The organism is Mycobacterium sp. UNC410CL29Cvi84 (assembly GCF_000686745.1).
GTDB lineage: Bacteria > Actinomycetota > Actinomycetes > Mycobacteriales > Mycobacteriaceae > Mycobacterium > Mycobacterium mucogenicum_B.
Window position 1 is genome coordinate 190,153 of record NZ_JMLM01000009.1, and the last position, 14,726, is coordinate 204,878.

At 68.1% G+C, this 14,726-nt stretch carries 17 protein-coding genes; 13 read left to right on the forward strand and 4 right to left on the reverse strand.

Going from position 1 to position 14,726, the window contains the following annotated elements:
* The first annotated feature begins 10 nt into the window (after positions 1 to 10).
* The 3 genes from BR47_RS0114395 to BR47_RS0114405 are packed head-to-tail and all read left to right on the forward strand — an operon-like array spanning position 11 to position 2,353.
* Positions 11 to 1,153 carry an 8-amino-7-oxononanoate synthase gene (locus BR47_RS0114395; protein WP_029119948.1) on the forward strand — a complete coding sequence of 381 codons (1,143 nt, stop codon included), beginning with the start codon at positions 11 to 13 and terminating at the stop codon, positions 1,151 to 1,153.
* A complete protein-coding gene (gene bioD / locus BR47_RS0114400; protein ID WP_029119949.1) occupies positions 1,150 to 1,842 on the forward strand; it encodes a dethiobiotin synthase in 693 nt (230 codons plus the stop codon). The genes BR47_RS0114395 and bioD overlap by 4 nt, the downstream gene beginning before the upstream one ends.
* A gap of 1 nt (position 1,843) precedes the next feature.
* On the forward strand, positions 1,844 to 2,353 hold the full coding sequence (locus BR47_RS0114405) for a 2'-5' RNA ligase family protein (protein WP_029119950.1): 510 nt from the start codon (positions 1,844 to 1,846) through the stop codon (positions 2,351 to 2,353).
* Between the two features lie 42 nt (positions 2,354 to 2,395).
* Here the strand turns inward: BR47_RS0114405 and BR47_RS0114410 are convergent, their stop codons facing one another.
* The gene (locus BR47_RS0114410) at positions 2,396 to 2,983 is read right to left on the reverse strand and encodes a TetR family transcriptional regulator (protein WP_029119951.1); all 588 of its coding nucleotides are present in this window, start codon (positions 2,981 to 2,983) and stop codon (positions 2,396 to 2,398) included.
* A gap of 61 nt (positions 2,984 to 3,044) precedes the next feature.
* Here BR47_RS0114410 and bioB point away from each other — a divergent pair, with 61 nt between their 5' ends.
* Genes bioB through BR47_RS30540 form a run of 3 tightly spaced genes read left to right on the forward strand, consistent with a single transcriptional unit; the run spans position 3,045 to position 4,971 of the window.
* Positions 3,045 to 4,052, forward strand: coding sequence for a biotin synthase BioB (gene bioB, locus BR47_RS0114415; RefSeq protein WP_020103207.1), 1,008 nt, complete (start codon positions 3,045 to 3,047; stop codon positions 4,050 to 4,052).
* Between the two features lie 11 nt (positions 4,053 to 4,063).
* Positions 4,064 to 4,303, forward strand: coding sequence for a biotin synthase auxiliary protein BsaP (gene bsaP / locus BR47_RS0114420; RefSeq protein ID WP_029119952.1), 240 nt, complete (start codon positions 4,064 to 4,066; stop codon positions 4,301 to 4,303).
* On the forward strand, positions 4,300 to 4,971 hold the full coding sequence (locus BR47_RS30540; protein WP_036427323.1) for a DUF2567 domain-containing protein: 672 nt from the start codon (positions 4,300 to 4,302) through the stop codon (positions 4,969 to 4,971). Before bsaP ends, BR47_RS30540 begins: the two co-directional genes overlap by 4 nt.
* Here the strand turns inward: BR47_RS30540 and BR47_RS0114430 are convergent.
* Together BR47_RS0114430 and BR47_RS0114435 are read right to left on the reverse strand one after the other, a co-directional pair.
* Entirely contained in the window at positions 4,928 to 6,256 is a 1,329-nt protein-coding gene (locus BR47_RS0114430) for a lipase family protein (protein WP_029119953.1), read from the reverse strand. The genes BR47_RS30540 and BR47_RS0114430 overlap by 44 nt on opposite strands.
* A gap of 91 nt (positions 6,257 to 6,347) precedes the next feature.
* Positions 6,348 to 7,040 carry an NUDIX hydrolase gene (locus tag BR47_RS0114435; protein WP_036421260.1) on the reverse strand — a complete coding sequence of 231 codons (693 nt, stop codon included), beginning with the start codon at positions 7,038 to 7,040 and terminating at the stop codon, positions 6,348 to 6,350.
* Between the two features lie 172 nt (positions 7,041 to 7,212).
* Here BR47_RS0114435 and BR47_RS0114440 point away from each other — a divergent pair, with 172 nt between their 5' ends.
* The 7 genes from BR47_RS0114440 (at position 7,213) to BR47_RS0114470 (ending at position 14,228) form a co-directional block, all read left to right on the forward strand.
* Positions 7,213 to 8,178, forward strand: a complete 966-nt coding sequence (locus BR47_RS0114440) for a hypothetical protein (protein WP_231506708.1) — start codon at positions 7,213 to 7,215, stop codon at positions 8,176 to 8,178.
* Between the two features lie 198 nt (positions 8,179 to 8,376).
* On the forward strand, positions 8,377 to 8,877 hold the full coding sequence (locus BR47_RS0114445; protein ID WP_029119955.1) for a hypothetical protein: 501 nt from the start codon (positions 8,377 to 8,379) through the stop codon (positions 8,875 to 8,877).
* Positions 8,874 to 9,980 carry an HTTM domain-containing protein gene (locus tag BR47_RS0114450; RefSeq protein ID WP_029119956.1) on the forward strand — a complete coding sequence of 369 codons (1,107 nt, stop codon included), beginning with the start codon at positions 8,874 to 8,876 and terminating at the stop codon, positions 9,978 to 9,980. The genes BR47_RS0114445 and BR47_RS0114450 overlap by 4 nt, the downstream gene beginning before the upstream one ends.
* A gap of 206 nt (positions 9,981 to 10,186) precedes the next feature.
* Positions 10,187 to 11,200: a quinolinate synthase NadA gene (gene nadA, locus BR47_RS0114455; protein ID WP_020103215.1), complete on the forward strand. Its 1,014-nt coding sequence runs from the start codon at positions 10,187 to 10,189 to the stop codon at positions 11,198 to 11,200.
* 1 nt (position 11,201) lies between these two features.
* On the forward strand, positions 11,202 to 12,800 hold the full coding sequence (locus BR47_RS30545) for an L-aspartate oxidase (protein ID WP_036427324.1): 1,599 nt from the start codon (positions 11,202 to 11,204) through the stop codon (positions 12,798 to 12,800).
* Entirely contained in the window at positions 12,800 to 13,657 is an 858-nt protein-coding gene (gene nadC / locus BR47_RS0114465) for a carboxylating nicotinate-nucleotide diphosphorylase (RefSeq protein ID WP_020103217.1), read from the forward strand. Before BR47_RS30545 ends, nadC begins: the two co-directional genes overlap by 1 nt.
* 22 nt (positions 13,658 to 13,679) lie before the next feature.
* Positions 13,680 to 14,228: a hypothetical protein gene (locus tag BR47_RS0114470; RefSeq protein ID WP_051634796.1), complete on the forward strand. Its 549-nt coding sequence runs from the start codon at positions 13,680 to 13,682 to the stop codon at positions 14,226 to 14,228.
* A 50-nt stretch (positions 14,229 to 14,278) separates the two neighbouring features.
* On the opposite strand, the gene BR47_RS0114475 is transcribed toward BR47_RS0114470, so the two are convergent.
* Entirely contained in the window at positions 14,279 to 14,695 is a 417-nt protein-coding gene (locus BR47_RS0114475; protein ID WP_029119957.1) for a nitroreductase family deazaflavin-dependent oxidoreductase, read from the reverse strand.
* Positions 14,696 to 14,726 lie beyond the last annotated feature (31 nt).

Below are 14,726 nucleotides of genomic sequence, written 5' to 3' on the forward strand. Positions count from 1 at the left end.
GAGCGCGCCGATGACTGATCACTCGCCGCTGGCCTGGCTCGCCGATGTCGAACGCCAGCGCCGGGCCGCGGGTCTGCGTCGGTCGCTGCGGGTCCGGCCCGCGGTGGCCACCGAACTGGACCTGGCGTCCAACGACTATCTCGGCCTGACCCAGCATCCCGACGTCATCGCGGGCGGCGTGACGGCGCTGCACACCTGGGGCGCGGGTTCCGGCGGATCGCGCCTGGTCACCGGCAATACCGAACTGCACGAGGAGTTCGAGGCCGAGCTGGCCGACTTCATGGGCGCCGAGTCGGCGCTGGTGTTCTCGTCCGGCTACACCGCCAACATCGCTGCGGTGGCGGCGCTGTCGGGGCCGGGCTCACTGGTCGTCTCCGACGCCTACAGCCACGCCTCACTCGTCGACGCCTGTCGGCTGTCCCGAGCGCGCGTGGTGGTGTCCCCGCACAACGACGTCGGCGCCGTGGAGACCGCGCTGGTCAGCCGGTCCGAGGAGCGGGCCGTCGTGATCACCGATTCGGTGTTCTCCACCGACGGTGCCCTCGCGCCCTTGCGCGCCCTGCACGAGGTCTGTCGCCGGCACGGCGCGCTCCTGATCGTCGACGAGGCTCACGGCCTCGGCGTGCGCGGCACCGGTGGCCGCGGCCTGGTGCACGAAGTCGGCCTGGCCGGCGAGCCCGACATCGTGGTGACGACGACGCTGTCCAAGTCGCTCGGCAGCCAGGGCGGCGCGGTGCTCGGGCCGGCCGCCGTGCGGGCGCACCTCATCGACGCCGCGCGCACGTTCATCTTCGACACCGGTCTGGCTCCGGCCGCCGTCGGCGCCGCGCAGGCCGCGCTGCATGTCCTCATCGCCGAGCCCTGGCGGGCGCAGGCCGTGCTGACGCACGCCGCGACGCTGGCCCGGTTCGGCGGCGCCGTCCACACGCCTGATTCGGCCGTCGTCTCGGTGATCCTGGGTGACCCCGAGGTCGCGCTGGCCGCGGCGTCGGCGTGCCTGGACCGCGGAGTTCGGGTCGGCTGCTTCCGGCCCCCGTCGGTGCCGGCCGGCACCTCGCGTCTGCGCCTGACGGCGCGCGCGTCGCTCGACGACAGCGAACTGGATTTGGCCGGGCGGGTGCTCGGCGAGGTGCTCGCGCTGGTGCAGTCGTGACGCTGCTGCTGGTCGCCGGGACCGATACTGGCGTCGGCAAGACCATCGCCACCGCGGCGCTGGCCAGTGCCGCCCGCCAGGCCGGTCTGGACGTCGCGGTGTGCAAGGCGGTGCAGACCGGAATCTCGCCGGCCGCCGGCCACGGTGACGACGATCTGGCCGAGGTGGGTCGCCTGGCGGACGTCACGTCGCTCGTGCCGGGCTGGCGCTATCCCGAACCACTCGCACCCGTCGCGGCCGCCGAGTTGGCCGGTATGGAGTTGCCGACGCGCGACGAGTTGGTCGCTCTGGTCCGCAACGTCGACCGGCCCCGTCAGCTGACCCTCGTCGAGGGCGCCGGGGGACTACTCGTCCAACTCGGCGCCGACGGCACGACATTGCGCGACCTGGCCGTCGAACTCGGGGCCGCGGTCCTGGTCGTCGTCGCACCGGGTCTGGGCACTCTCAACCACACCGGCCTGACCGTCGAATCGCTTGCCGCGCATGACATCGCGTGCGCCGGACTGGTGATCGGCAGTTGGCCGCAGGAGCCGGGTCTCGCGGAAGCATCCAACCGGGGTGCGCTCGCGGACATCGCTCCGGTGCGTGCCGTGCTGCCAGACGGCGCGGGCCTGTTGTCGCCCGGGGAGTTCGCTGCCGTGAGCGCGAAAGCGTTTGATCCGCAATGGGTTTCGAGCCTGGTCGGCTGACATGGTGCACTCGGTCGAGCTGCTGTTCGACCTCGACACCGAGGCCGTGATCCGGCGCGCCTGGGACGACCTGCGCGCGGCGGGGATCGTCGCTCAACCGCCCGCCGCTCGTCCACATGCCACCTTGTGTGTTGCCCAGCAGATCGACGAGGCGGTGGTGCCGGCGTTGGCCGGTGTCGACGGGCGGTTCCCGTTCTGGGCCCGTTTAGGCGCCACGCTGGTGTTCGGCCGCTCCGCCGGAGTCCTGGCCCGTCTCGTGGTGCCCACCGCCGACCTGCTCGACCTGCACGCCGAGGTCTGCGCGCTCGCCGCGCCGTATCTACGGCCGGGCCCCGTGCCGCACACCGAGCCGGGTGACTGGACGCCACACGTCACCCTGGCGCGTCGTATCCCGCTGGATCGGCTCGCCAGGGCACTCGGCATTGCCGGCCGGCCGGCCGAGATCAGCGCCACCGCGACCCGACTGCGGCTGTGGAACGGCGACACCCGCACGGAGATTCTGCTCGGCTGACGCACCCGGTGCGGTGGCCGGCCCTCGACGCGTGTCCCGGCCTCAGCTGCGGCGGCTGATGGCGTGCGCCGCGAGCCCGTCGACGAGCAGACCGAGGCCGAAAGTGAAACGGCCACCGGCATTTTCGGACCACACCGCCTCGCTGTCGGCCACCGTGGCGCCGGCCGCGTCCCACTGGATGCGGGACTGTTCGTCGGCGGTGAAGCCCAGCACGTAGTAGACGATGGTGCGGGCCGCGAGGTCGGCGTCGTGCGCCGTCAGCCCAGATTCGACGCACGCGTCGGTGAGGGCCGCCACGATGCGGCTCAGCTCGGCTGATCGCCCGGCGGAGAAACTGGCCGACACCAGCTCGGCGCCGTCGGTGGCGGACAGCAGCGCGTCGCGCAGCGCCGAACACAGGGCGACGATGCGGTCCGGCCATTCGCCGCCGGCCGGAACGGTCGCCGCGCTGGCCAGCAGGCGGTCGGCGACGGCGCCCAGCAGCTCCTGCTTGTCGGCGAAATGCCAGTACAGAGCGCCTGGGCTGACGCTCAGTTCACGCGCCAGCCTGCGCATGGTCAGGTCGGCGATCCCGTAGTTGTCCAGGATTTCGGCGGCCTTGGCCACCACGTCGCTTCGGTGCAGTTGCACGTCTGTATCCTAAACACCGTTCAAGTTGTAGGCCGCAGTCGGCCTGAAGTAAGGAGTGCCGATGACTCAGGCCGCGACCGATGTTTTGGGTGTAGCCCGCGAGCAGGTGCTCGAGCGTGGCGAAGGCCTGAGCCAGGAGCAGGTGCTCGAGGTTCTGCAGCTGCCCGACGACCGACTGGAGGACCTGCTGGCCCTCGCGCACGAGGTGCGCATGAAGTGGTGTGGTCCCGAGGTCGAGGTCGAGGGCATCATCAGCCTCAAGACCGGCGGTTGCCCTGAGGACTGCCACTTCTGCTCGCAGTCGGGTCTGTTCGCCTCCCCGGTGCGTAGCGCGTGGCTGGACGTCCCGAGCCTCGTCGAGGCTGCGAAGCAGACCGCCAAGACCGGTGCCACCGAGTTCTGCATCGTCGCCGCGGTGCGTGGACCCGACGAGCGTCTGCTGGCCCAGGTGGCCGCCGGCATCGAGGCCATCCGCAACGAGGTCGACATCCAGATCGCCTGCTCGCTGGGCATGCTCGATCAGGAGCAGGTCGACCGCCTCAAGGCCATGGGTGTGCACCGCTACAACCACAACCTGGAGACCTCGAAGTCGTACTTCCCCAACGTCGTCACGACCCACACCTGGGAAGAGCGCTGGAAGACGCTGGAGATGGTCCGCGAAGCCGGCATGGAGGTCTGCTGCGGCGGCATCCTCGGCATGGGCGAGACGCTGGAGCAGCGTGCCGAGTTCGCCGCGAACCTCGCGGAGCTGAACCCACACGAGGTCCCGCTGAACTTCCTGAACCCGCGCCCGGGCACCCCGTTCGGTGACCTCGAGGTGCTGCCGGCCGCCGACGCGCTGCGCGCCGTCGCCGCGTTCCGTCTGGCCATGCCGCGCACCATGCTGCGCTTCGCCGGTGGCCGCGAGATCACCCTCGGCGACCTGGGCGCCAAGCAGGGCATCCTGGGCGGCATCAACGCCGTCATCGTCGGCAACTACCTGACGACGCTGGGTCGCCCGGCCGAGTCGGACCTGGAACTGCTGGACGATCTGCAGATGCCGATCAAGGCTCTGAACGCCACCCTGTAGAACTAGACGTGATGACCAGAGAATTGCCCGCACCCGTCAGTGCCGGCAAGTTCAACGTGTACACCGGTGTCGCGGCGGACGCCGTCGACGGCGCCGTCATGCCGACCACGGCCCAGCTCGGTCTGGAGGCGCCCCGCTGGTGCGCTGAATGCGGCCGACGCATGGTGGTGCAGGTGCGCCCCGACGGCTGGCGGGCCAAGTGCTCCCGGCACGGGGTGGTGGACTCGAAGGACCTGGAAACTCAACGGTGACTCAGCCCGCTGAAACAGCCTCGGCGCCAACGCTTTCGCATCGCGCCGCGGCGCTGCGGGTCGTCGTCGGCCTGGCGCTGACCGGCGCTCTCGGCGGCGTGGTGTGGGCGTTCCTCGCCCCGCCGGTCGACGCCGTCGTCGCGCTGACCAAGAAGGGTCAGCGCATCCACGGGTACTTCGGTGACGAATCGGACCGGGTGTTCCTGGGCGGTGCGTTGGCGGTCGGTCTGTTGACGGTGATCGCCGTCGTGGCCGCGACATTGGTGTGGCAATGGCGCGCGCATCGCGGGCCGCTGCTGGCCGGCGCGCTGGCGCTCGGCAATGTGGCAGCCGCGGGCGCGCTCACGGGCGTGGGCGCCGTCGTCGCGCATTGGCGTTATGGGACACCGGATCTCGCGGGCGCGCCGTTGTCGCCCGAGCATCGGGTGGGTTACCTCGTCGAGGCGCCGCCGGTGTTCTTCGGCCACTCGCCATGGGTCATCGCCACGACGCTGATTTTCCCGGCCGGCGTTGCGGCGCTGGTCTATCTGTTCTGCACGCTGGCGACCAAGCGCGACGATCTGGGCGCCTGGCCGCCGGTGGAGCCGGCGCCGGTCCGGCTACCGGCAGCCGTCGCCCCGGTGGCTACCGACGCCCAATCGGAAGTCCCAGCAGAACCTTCGTGCTGACGACGCCCAGCTTGAGCAGGCCGAGGTAGGTCGCCGGGTTCAGCAGGGCCGGCCACGACGTACGTACGGTCGGGCCCAGCGGCTTGCCGTCGAACCGTTCGGCGAGCCAGTTCAGCGTCATCGGCGCGGCCAGCGGGTGCAGCGCGATGTGCTCGCTGAGGATGTCGCGGTGGTAGGTCACGTGCGAGCCGCCCATGACGTAGGTGTCGGTCAGCTCGTCGATGTTCCCGACGGCGATGATCTGGTCGTACACGGCCTGCATGATCAGCAGCGGCGGGGTCGGCGCCGTCTTGCCGAGCTTGATGCTCTCGAAGACGTGCTGCACCTCTGGGGTCTCGAGCACTTCCTGCAGCGGCGACTTCAGCAGGGTGTCGAAGTCGAGTCCGGCGTGCCGGATCACCGCCTCGGCGGTGGTCATGCCCTCGATGTTGCGCAGCATCGCCTTACCGGCCTCGGTGGCGTGCTCATGGATGACGCGGTTCAGGCCTGGGTAGATGTGCATGAGCGCCGCGATGACGGTGGCCGGCAGGCCCGCCTTGGAGGTGCCGTTCAGCTGGTTGAAGACGTTGCCCAGGTTGGCCACCGGAGAGCCGAGGGCGGCGCCGACGACATTGAGCTCGGGCGCGTAGTTGGCGTATTCCTCCGCGGCCCAGGCACTGGCGAGGCCGCCGCCCGAGTAGCCCCACAGGCCGATCGGCGCGTCGGCGTACAGGCCGAGTGATTCGGTGTTGATGGCGGCGCGCAGGCCGTCGAGGATGTGGTACCCGGGTTCGTGCGGCGCGCCCCAGATGCCGTCGGTGCCTTCGTGATCCGGGATGGACACGGCCCAGCCCTGCGCGAGGACCGCGGCGACGAGCATGTATTCGAGCTGTGCCACCGAGCCCAGGGCCCGGGCGCGACGGCGCAGGGCGTAGGACGGGAAGCAGGCGTCGGAGACCGCGTCGATGGCGCACTGATACGACACGATGGGGCAGCGCGTGTCGGCGTTGTGGCCGACGGGCAGCAGGACGGTGGTCACCGCGGCCTGCGCGCTGCCGTTGAGATCGGTACTGCGGTACAGCAGCTGGGTGGCGGTGACGCCCTGGGGGATGACGCCCATGAAGCCGAGCTCGACGTCACGGGACCGCAGGACGGTGCCGGGCGCGGTGAGTTCGAAGCCGACGGGCGGCACGTAGAACGAGTCCTCGCTGGGCCGCAGTGGGCGGGTGCCGGGCTGGAGTTCCTCGTGGTACGGCTGGCCGATCCACTCGGCGTCGAACGCCCTGGCTGCATTGCCCATGGTCATCGGGAAATCATGTCTTAAGGAACCCTTAAAAACCAATTCCGGCTCGCGAAATGTGGCCTGAAAGTGACCTACGTCACGATGCGTAGAGCAACTAACTAGGTGGACGCAACGCGGCGAACTCGTCTGTGACGCGGTATGTGGAGTCGGTGAAGCGGTACAGCGCGGCGGGGCGGCCGCCGCTGCGTCCGGAGCGGGCCGTCGTGCCGGTCGGGGTGATGACGCCGCGCCGGGCCAGCACGCGCTGCAGATTGGTCGGATCCACCGGGTGGCCCAAAGTGGCGGCGTAGATGTCCCGCAACGTGGTGAGGGTGAATTCCTTTGGTGCCAAGGCGAATCCGATGTTGGTGTAGGACATCTTGGCGACCAGTCGGGCGTGCGCGTGCGTGATCATCGGGCCGTGGTCGAAGGCCATGGGTGGCAGTGCCGACACCGGATGCCAGCGTGTGTCGCCCGGCAGTTCGGGTGTTGCGGGGGAGGGCACCAGGCCCAGGAAGGTCGAGGCGATGGTGCGCGGGCCGGGCACGCGCTTGGGCTCGGAGAAGACCGCGAGCTGCTCGAGGTGGGTCAGTTCGCGCAGGTCGACCTTCTCGGCGAGCTGACGCCGGACGGAACTGACCATGTCTTCGTCGTGCCGCAGCTGACCGCCGGGCAGGGACCACGCGCCGCGTTGCGGCTCCATGGCGCGCTCCCAGAGCAGCACGCTGAGCTGCGGTGTCTTGCTGTCGAGGTGGCGCACCTGGAAGACGACGGCGAGCACTTCATGCGCAGTCCCCACGTCCGTCACGTTTTCGATTTTAAGTCGAAAACATCGGAGATCAAAAGCGGCCGGCGGAGGTGGTGTGGCCGGCCGAATTCGACAATCGGCCGGCAAATCCGTCACTCCGTCAGCAAGTGCTCTTCGAAAAGAAGAATCTCGCCTCAGCCATTAGACTCACGTGCGATTGCAGCAAAGCTTCGTGTTCGCCACGCGGGGGAAGGCCGGTGGGGCCATGCGCAATATCGGCATTCACCCAACGGATCCGCTCGGGTGGGTATGCACCTTCGCGGAGCTGGGCACACTGGGCGCGCGTCTGCTCGTGCGAAACCACAGGTCCGCTGAGTCTGTCGTCGGCACCGGTACCGCCAACGTGTCGCTGACGAGCTACGGCAAGCGGATTTCTACGGTGTGGCAAACGATCGAGACAATCGGTGCCGGCGCCGTCAAGCCTCGCCGATTGATCCTGTGGCTCGATGACCGTGACGCGTACCTCGATCCGCCGGCAACATTGAAACGACTGCAGGCCCGCGGATTGGAAATTCGTCATTGCCGCGACTACGGACCGCACAAGAAGTACTTCCCGTACACCAACGAGATATTGCCGGATGAACCCGACCGCACCCTCGTCACGGCGGACGACGACGTCTACTACCCGCCCACCTGGCTCGCGGAGCTGCTCGCCGCACATCGACCCGGGGAGGTCACCGCTTTCCGTGCGCGCATCCGCAGCGACGGTCCGTACCGAACCTGGCCGATGTGCACCACGACCGAAGCCTCCGAGACGGTGTTCGCGACCGGCGTATCCGGTGTCGCCTACCCTCCGGAACTGCTTGGGGCACTGCGGGATCAGGGCGAAGCGTTCGCCCACGTGTGCCCCCGGGCGGACGACTACTGGTTGCACTACGCCGCCGTGTCCACGCGGATCCCGATCCGGCAGGTGCGCGATGTCGCGGCGTACTTCTGGCCCATCGTGACGGTTGCCGGTCGGGGGCTATGGGACGGCACCGGGACTGCGAACGACGCCATCGCCGTCCAGACGCAACAGACGTGGCTGAACTGCCAGGGGCGCTCTGAGGCCCCATCGGCAGCTGATCCGTCTTCGCCAGATCGCGCCGACGCGGGCCGATGGCAGGCCGAAGTCGAGCCGCCCGACCCCGCCGTGTAGTCGGCGCCACGGCAGGTCACGACGCCGTACGAGTCCATTTGGGCCGTCAACTTCGCCCTCGGGCAGGCATGTGCTTGGTAACGTCCTGAGTGCGTTCAAAGGTTGCTGGTTCGGGGGATTTGGCACCTGGGATGTGGAAGGGGGAGAAGTGGCTCAGCGCGAGTTCTTCTTGCACCTCGGGCGGGTAGGACATCTTCGGTGACGCGATCCTGCGGCTCGGCCGACAAGCGCACCGTGCGGATGATATTTGCGGTCACTTTTTTGTGGATTGCCCTGCTGCAGTACGTCTTTCTCGGTATTGCGCGCGGGGAACCCTACCCGGCTCTCATCCTTCCCGGATTCCCGGCGAACTGTCCCGGCTGCTTATTGGAAACTGGTGTGCCCAAGGCGAAAGAGCCCGGGCTTGTCGTTCGTTTCGCGGACGGGCATGCGGAGTCTGCGCCGATAGAGACCATCCTGCCCCCGGGCCCGTCGGTGCCATTGATCGCATTTTCGACCGCATATGACAACGACACTTTCGGGTCTGATCCCGAAGCAATCGCCTGGCTGCGATCAAAGATCACGGCGCGGTTTCCTGGCCGAGAAGTTGTCGGCTTGGACATCGTGTGGCGGACGGCGATATATGAGGCGGCCGAGCCGTCCAGAGTCGAATACGCGCCGCTGCGTACCGTCAGCATCGATTTCGGAAATGCGAAGTGAGGGTCATCGATAAATTCGACCGCTGGGTCGAAGATGGACCGTTCACCCCTGAGGATTTGGGCATATCCCGCATCGTTTATGCGGTCAGCGTCCTACTGGTCGCGCCCGACATCACGTGGCTGGCCGAGTATCCCGATTTCATGTTTCATCCGCCGCCCGGGCCACTTCAACTCCTATCGGGATTCCCTTCAATGCCGGTACTCAGCGGGATGGAAGTTCTTCGGTCAGTCATTCTCGTCATGCTCGGTCTGGGCATATGGACGAAGTATGTGTCGCTGGCTGCTTGGCTCATACTCTCCGCCACCTATGGTGTGACGTTCTGTCTGGGCAAGATCGACCACACGATCTTGTTGACATTGCCGCCGCTGGTATTGGCCTTCGCCAACTGGGGGAACCGCTATTCCCTCGACGCCCTTCGGCGCAGAAATGAAACCTCTGTTCAGCCACAGTGGCCCTTGCGATTGTTGGCTCTGCTGATCGGCTGGGGATTTTTCGCCGCGGCGCTGACCAAGGTCCTCACCGGCTGGCTGTCATTCTCAAGCCAAGCCTCGCGCGGATACTTCGTACTCGGCTTCGTGACACAAGGGCGGACGCACTGGCTGGCCCGGTGGATAGCTGAACATGATGTGCCGGTCGCGTGGGAGGCCGTCGACTGGCTCACCGTCGTTTTCGAGTTGTCCTTCCTCATTGCGTTACTTTGGTGGCGCGCGTTCCGGATCACGCTGGCTGTCGCGACCATATTTCATCTGGTCGTGTTGCTGATCATGAACATCGATTTCAGCAATGCCGTTGTGGCATACGGCGCCTTTGTTTCGTGGGGTGTGCTTGCCGGACGGGTCGGCAGTTCACGAATTGGCAGATTTGGCTCGCGGACCCTGGAATCGGCGCGCCCGCTATTGGCGGGCGCCGGCGGCCGCATTCTCGTGATAGCGACGGCGGTTGCCGTCGGCGTCGCGTCGTGGTTCCTCATGGTCAGTCCGGCGGGCTCGATTTCCACCGGCCCGATTGGCGCTCATCTCGTCATTGTCGTCGGCGCGGCGATAGGGCTGACGTATCTCCTGCTCCGAGCCGGCACCACCTTGGCGGGCGGTACGAGACGTTGAGCCCGGACGCTCTCGGTCGTCTTTGCTGGTCGGGCGCGCAGTCATAGCGGTCGACCACCCGCTGCGTAGCCGCTTCGCGAGGGCTGCGGTCAGGCCCGGTGCCCTCGCGCGCGGTACACGAAGGTGAACATTTCGTGTGCAGTGCTAGTATGTGGCATGTTTTCGATCATAAGTCGAAAACCTGGCCAGGTTCAAAGGAGACGGCCATGACGGTTCTGGACCGTGCGGCGGAGTTCGAAGGTTTCGGCGACGTGGTCGCCGACGGGCAGTGGGCAGACGAAGTGCGTCGCCTTGCCAAGGAACGCAACGCCACAATCCTCGCGCACAACTACCAGCTGCCCGAGATTCAGGACATCGCCGACCATGTGGGCGACTCGCTGGCGCTGTCGCGGATCGCTGCGGACGCCGCTGAGGACACCATCGTGTTCTGCGGTGTGCACTTCATGGCCGAGACCGCCAAAATCCTGTCGCCGGCCAAGACGGTGCTGATCCCGGACCAGCGGGCGGGCTGCTCGCTGGCCGATTCGATCACCGCCGACGACCTGCGGGCCTGGAAGGCCGACTACCCGGACGCGGTCGTGGTGTCCTACGTGAACACCACCGCGGCCGTCAAAGCCCTCACCGACATTTGCTGCACGTCGTCCAACGCGGTCGAGGTCGTCGCCTCGATTCCCGCGGACAAGACCGTGCTGTTCTGCCCGGACCAGTTCCTCGGTGCCCACGTGCGCCGCATGACGGGTCGGGACAACCTGCACATCTGGGCCGGCGAATGCCACGTGCACGCCGGCATCAACGGTGACGAGCTCGCCGACCAGGCCCGCTCGCACCCCGACGCCGAACTCTTCGTGCACCCCGAATGCGGTTGCGCCACCTCGGCTCTGTACCTGGCCGGCGAGGGCGCGGTGCCCGACGACCGGGTCAAAATCCTGTCGACCGGCGGCATGCTCGACGCCGCCCGCGAGACCCACGCCAAGCAGGTCCTGGTCGCCACCGAAATCGGCATGCTGCACCAGTTGCGCCGTGCCGCACCGGAAACCGAGTTTCTCGCCGTCAACGATCGGGCCTCCTGCCCATACATGAAGATGATCACGCCGGCCGCGCTGCTGCGCTGCCTGCGGGACGGTGCCGACGAAGTTCACGTCGACGAAGATGTCGCAGCCGCAGCTCGGTTGAGCGTGCAGCGCATGATCGGGATCGGGCAGCCCGGCGGCGGGGAATAGCGTGAGCGCCCACGCGGGCCGTCGGACGGCTGCTTGCGGCGGCCGCGGCTACTGGCGCCAGCGGGCCGACGTCATCGTCGTCGGCACAGGGGTCGCCGGCCTCGCGGCGGCGCGTGCCGCCCAGCTGGCCGGCAGCCGCGTCGTGGTCGTCGGCAAGTCCGGCGAGACGGCGACCGCTTATGCCCAGGGCGGCATCGCGGTCGTCATCCCCGACACCGATGATTCGGTGCAGGCGCACGTCGCCGACACCGTCGCGGCCGGGGCCGGCTTGTGCGATGTCGACGCGGTCACCTCGATCGTCGCCGACGGCTATGCCGCCGTGCGTGAATTGGTCGGCGCCGGTGCGGCTTTCGACGAAGCCGGGCCGGGGGATTGGTCCCTGACCCGCGAGGGTGGGCACAGCCGCCGCCGCATCATCCATGCCGGTGGCGATGCCACCGGTGCCGAGGTGCAGCGCGCACTGGCCGCCGCGACCCAGACGCTCGACATCCGACCCAATCATGTTGCGCTGCAGGTCCTGCACCACGACGGTGCGGTCAGCGGTCTGCTGGTGCTGAGTCCTGAAGGACCGGGTGTGCTGACGGCGCCGTCGGTGATCCTGGCGACCGGTGGCCTGGGGCAGCTGTACACCGCGACGACGAATCCGGACGGTTCGACCGGCGACGGCATCGCCCTGGCGCTGCGCGCCGGATTACCGGTCCGTGACATCGAATTCATCCAGTTTCACCCGACGATGCTGTACACCGGCGCGGCCGGCGGCCGGTGCCCGCTGATCACCGAAGCCTTGCGCGGCGAAGGGGCCGTCCTGCGTGACCTCCGCGGCGACTCGGTGACCGACGGTGTGCACCCGATGGGGGACCTGGCTCCGCGCGACGTCGTGGCCGCCGCGATCGATGCCCGCCTCGCGGCCACCGGCGACGACTACGTCTACCTCGACGCGCGCGGCGTCCCCGACGTCGCCGCCCGGTTCCCGACGGTCACGGCCGCGTGCCTGGCGGCCGGCATCGACCCTGCGCGCCAACCGATTCCGGTGGTGCCGGGCGCCCATTACAGCTGCGGGGGTGTGGTCACCGACGTGTTCGGCCGCACCGAGATGGCGGGTCTGTACGCCGCCGGCGAGGTCGGACGCACCGGTATGCACGGCGCCAACCGCCTGGCCTCCAACAGCCTGCTGGAGGGATTGGTGGTCGGTGGCCGGGCCGGTCGTGCGGCGGCGGAGCAGGCCCGCGACGCCGGCGGAAACCGGGTACCGGAGCCGGATCTGGGCAAGCGGCCCGCGCTGAATCGCGATGTGCTGCAACGTGACATGACGAGCTACGCCTCGGTGGTGCGCGACGCCGCCGGGCTGGGCCGGCTGGGCGAGTTGCTCGCCGGCGCCCGCGGCACGGCCATGTCGGACCGTGCCGCCGTCGAGGATGCGGCCTTGACCGTGACGGCCTCGGCGGTTGCTGCCGCTGCGGCCGTGCGCGCGGAATCCCGTGGCTGCCACCACCGCAGTGACCGACCGGATCGCGATCCGGCCTTCGGGGTATCGATCGATGTGCGGCTGGATGCCGCCGGGCGTGCGGTGGCCGCCCTGCCGATAGGAGTGTGCAACTGATGGCATTGAACGCAGCGGAATTGGCCGACGCGCACGCGATCATCGATCGCGCGCTCGACGAGGATCTGCGCTATGGGCCGGACGTCACCTCGGTGGCGACGGTGTCCGCCGACGCCACCACGGTCGCGTCGATGGTGTCGCGGCAGCCGGGCGTCATCGCGGGCCTGGACATCGCGGTTCTGGTGCTGGACAAGGTGATCGGCGAGGGCGCCTACCGGATCCTCGACCGCGCCGAGGACGGCGTCGAGGTCAAGCCCGGCGATGCGGTGCTGACCGTCGAGGCCCCGACACGGGCCCTCCTGACCGCCGAACGCACGATGCTGAACCTCGTCTGCCATCTGTCGGGCATCGCCACCGAGACGGCCCGCTGGGTGCAGGAGGTGGCCGGGACCGACACCGCTATCCGTGACACCCGAAAGACGTTGCCCGGACTGCGGTTGTTGCAGAAGTACGCGGTGCGCGTCGGCGGCGGTGTCAACCACCGGCTGGGGTTGGGCGATGCCGCACTCATCAAGGACAACCACGTCGCAGCCGCCGGATCGGTGCTGGCGGCCCTGCAGGCGGTCCGTGCGGTGGCGCCGGATCTGCCGTGCGAGGTCGAGGTGGATTCGCTCGAGCAGCTCGACGAAATCCTCGGTGAGAACGTCGAATTGGTGTTGCTGGACAACTTCCCGGTCTGGCAGACGCAGATCGCGGTGCAGCGCCGCGACGCCCGCGCGCCCGGCACCAAGCTGGAATCGTCGGGTGGTCTCAGCCTCGATTCGGCCGCGGCCTACGCCTCGACCGGGGTCGACTTCCTCGCCATCGGCGCGCTGACGCATTCGGTACGGGTGCTCGACGTCGGCCTCGATACGTAACTCGGCCGCTACTATCACGAGCATGGCGGAAGACGAGAAGACCGAAGACAAGACCACCACGCTGAGCAAAGCCGCAAAAGACACCGACCAGGCGTCGGGTTCGATGTCCGTCACGCAGATCATCGCGATTGCGGCCGTGGTCATCGGCCTGATCGCCGCCGGCATCGGTGGCTACGCGCTGTACGCGGTGAAGAACCAAGACAAGAAGTACACCGAGGCCGAGCAGGACACGGCCAAGATCGCGCTCTGTGACGCCATGAAGACCGTCAGCAAGGGCATCGCGATCAACACCAACCTGGCGGTCCCCGGCGGGCCGGACGACACGACCGGTGCCCTGGCCGTGGCGGCCAATGCGCGTCTGGCGCTGATCACCGGTGGCCAGTATCTGTTGAACCGGATCGACCCGGCCGCCCCGGCCGATCTCGCGACAGCGGCGCGCAAGTACGCGAACACCCTGCTGGACATCGGGGCCGCGGCGACGGCCGGTTCTCAGACCGACGATCCGCAGCAGAAGGTGCGCCTGGACGACGCCGGCGCCGACAGCAAGCAGATCAACGACATCTGCAAGTAGCCGTTGACGGACCGGGGGCCACGCTGACACTCAGCGTGGCCCCCGGTTTGTCAGTGGGCGATGTCGGCGACGAACACGCCGCTGCGCTTGGCCACGATCTGTGCGATCCGCGGCAGCGAAGGGTCACTGGTACCCGCGGGCAGGATGCGCGGATTCACCAGGTGCAGATCCCGGCGCGCGACGTGGATGTCGGCCTCGCCCGCGGCGAGCACGTTCTTGACCCAATTGGTCTTGCCGTGAGCCAGCCCGATCGCCAGCACATCGCCCTTGCGGTACGAGGTGACGATGGTCTCGAACTCCTTGCCGGACTTGCGGCCGCGGTGCTTGATGACCGAGAACCCCGGCAGCTTCTTGGACAACGGGCGCAACGCCGGGTTGATGTACTTGATCTGGAAGTTCTCCAACCACACCGGGAAGATCATCGGCACGCCGGCGGCGTTGTTGGGGTGGTCCTGACGGCTTGACATTGACGCCTCCGTATTCGATTCGGCTTGCTCT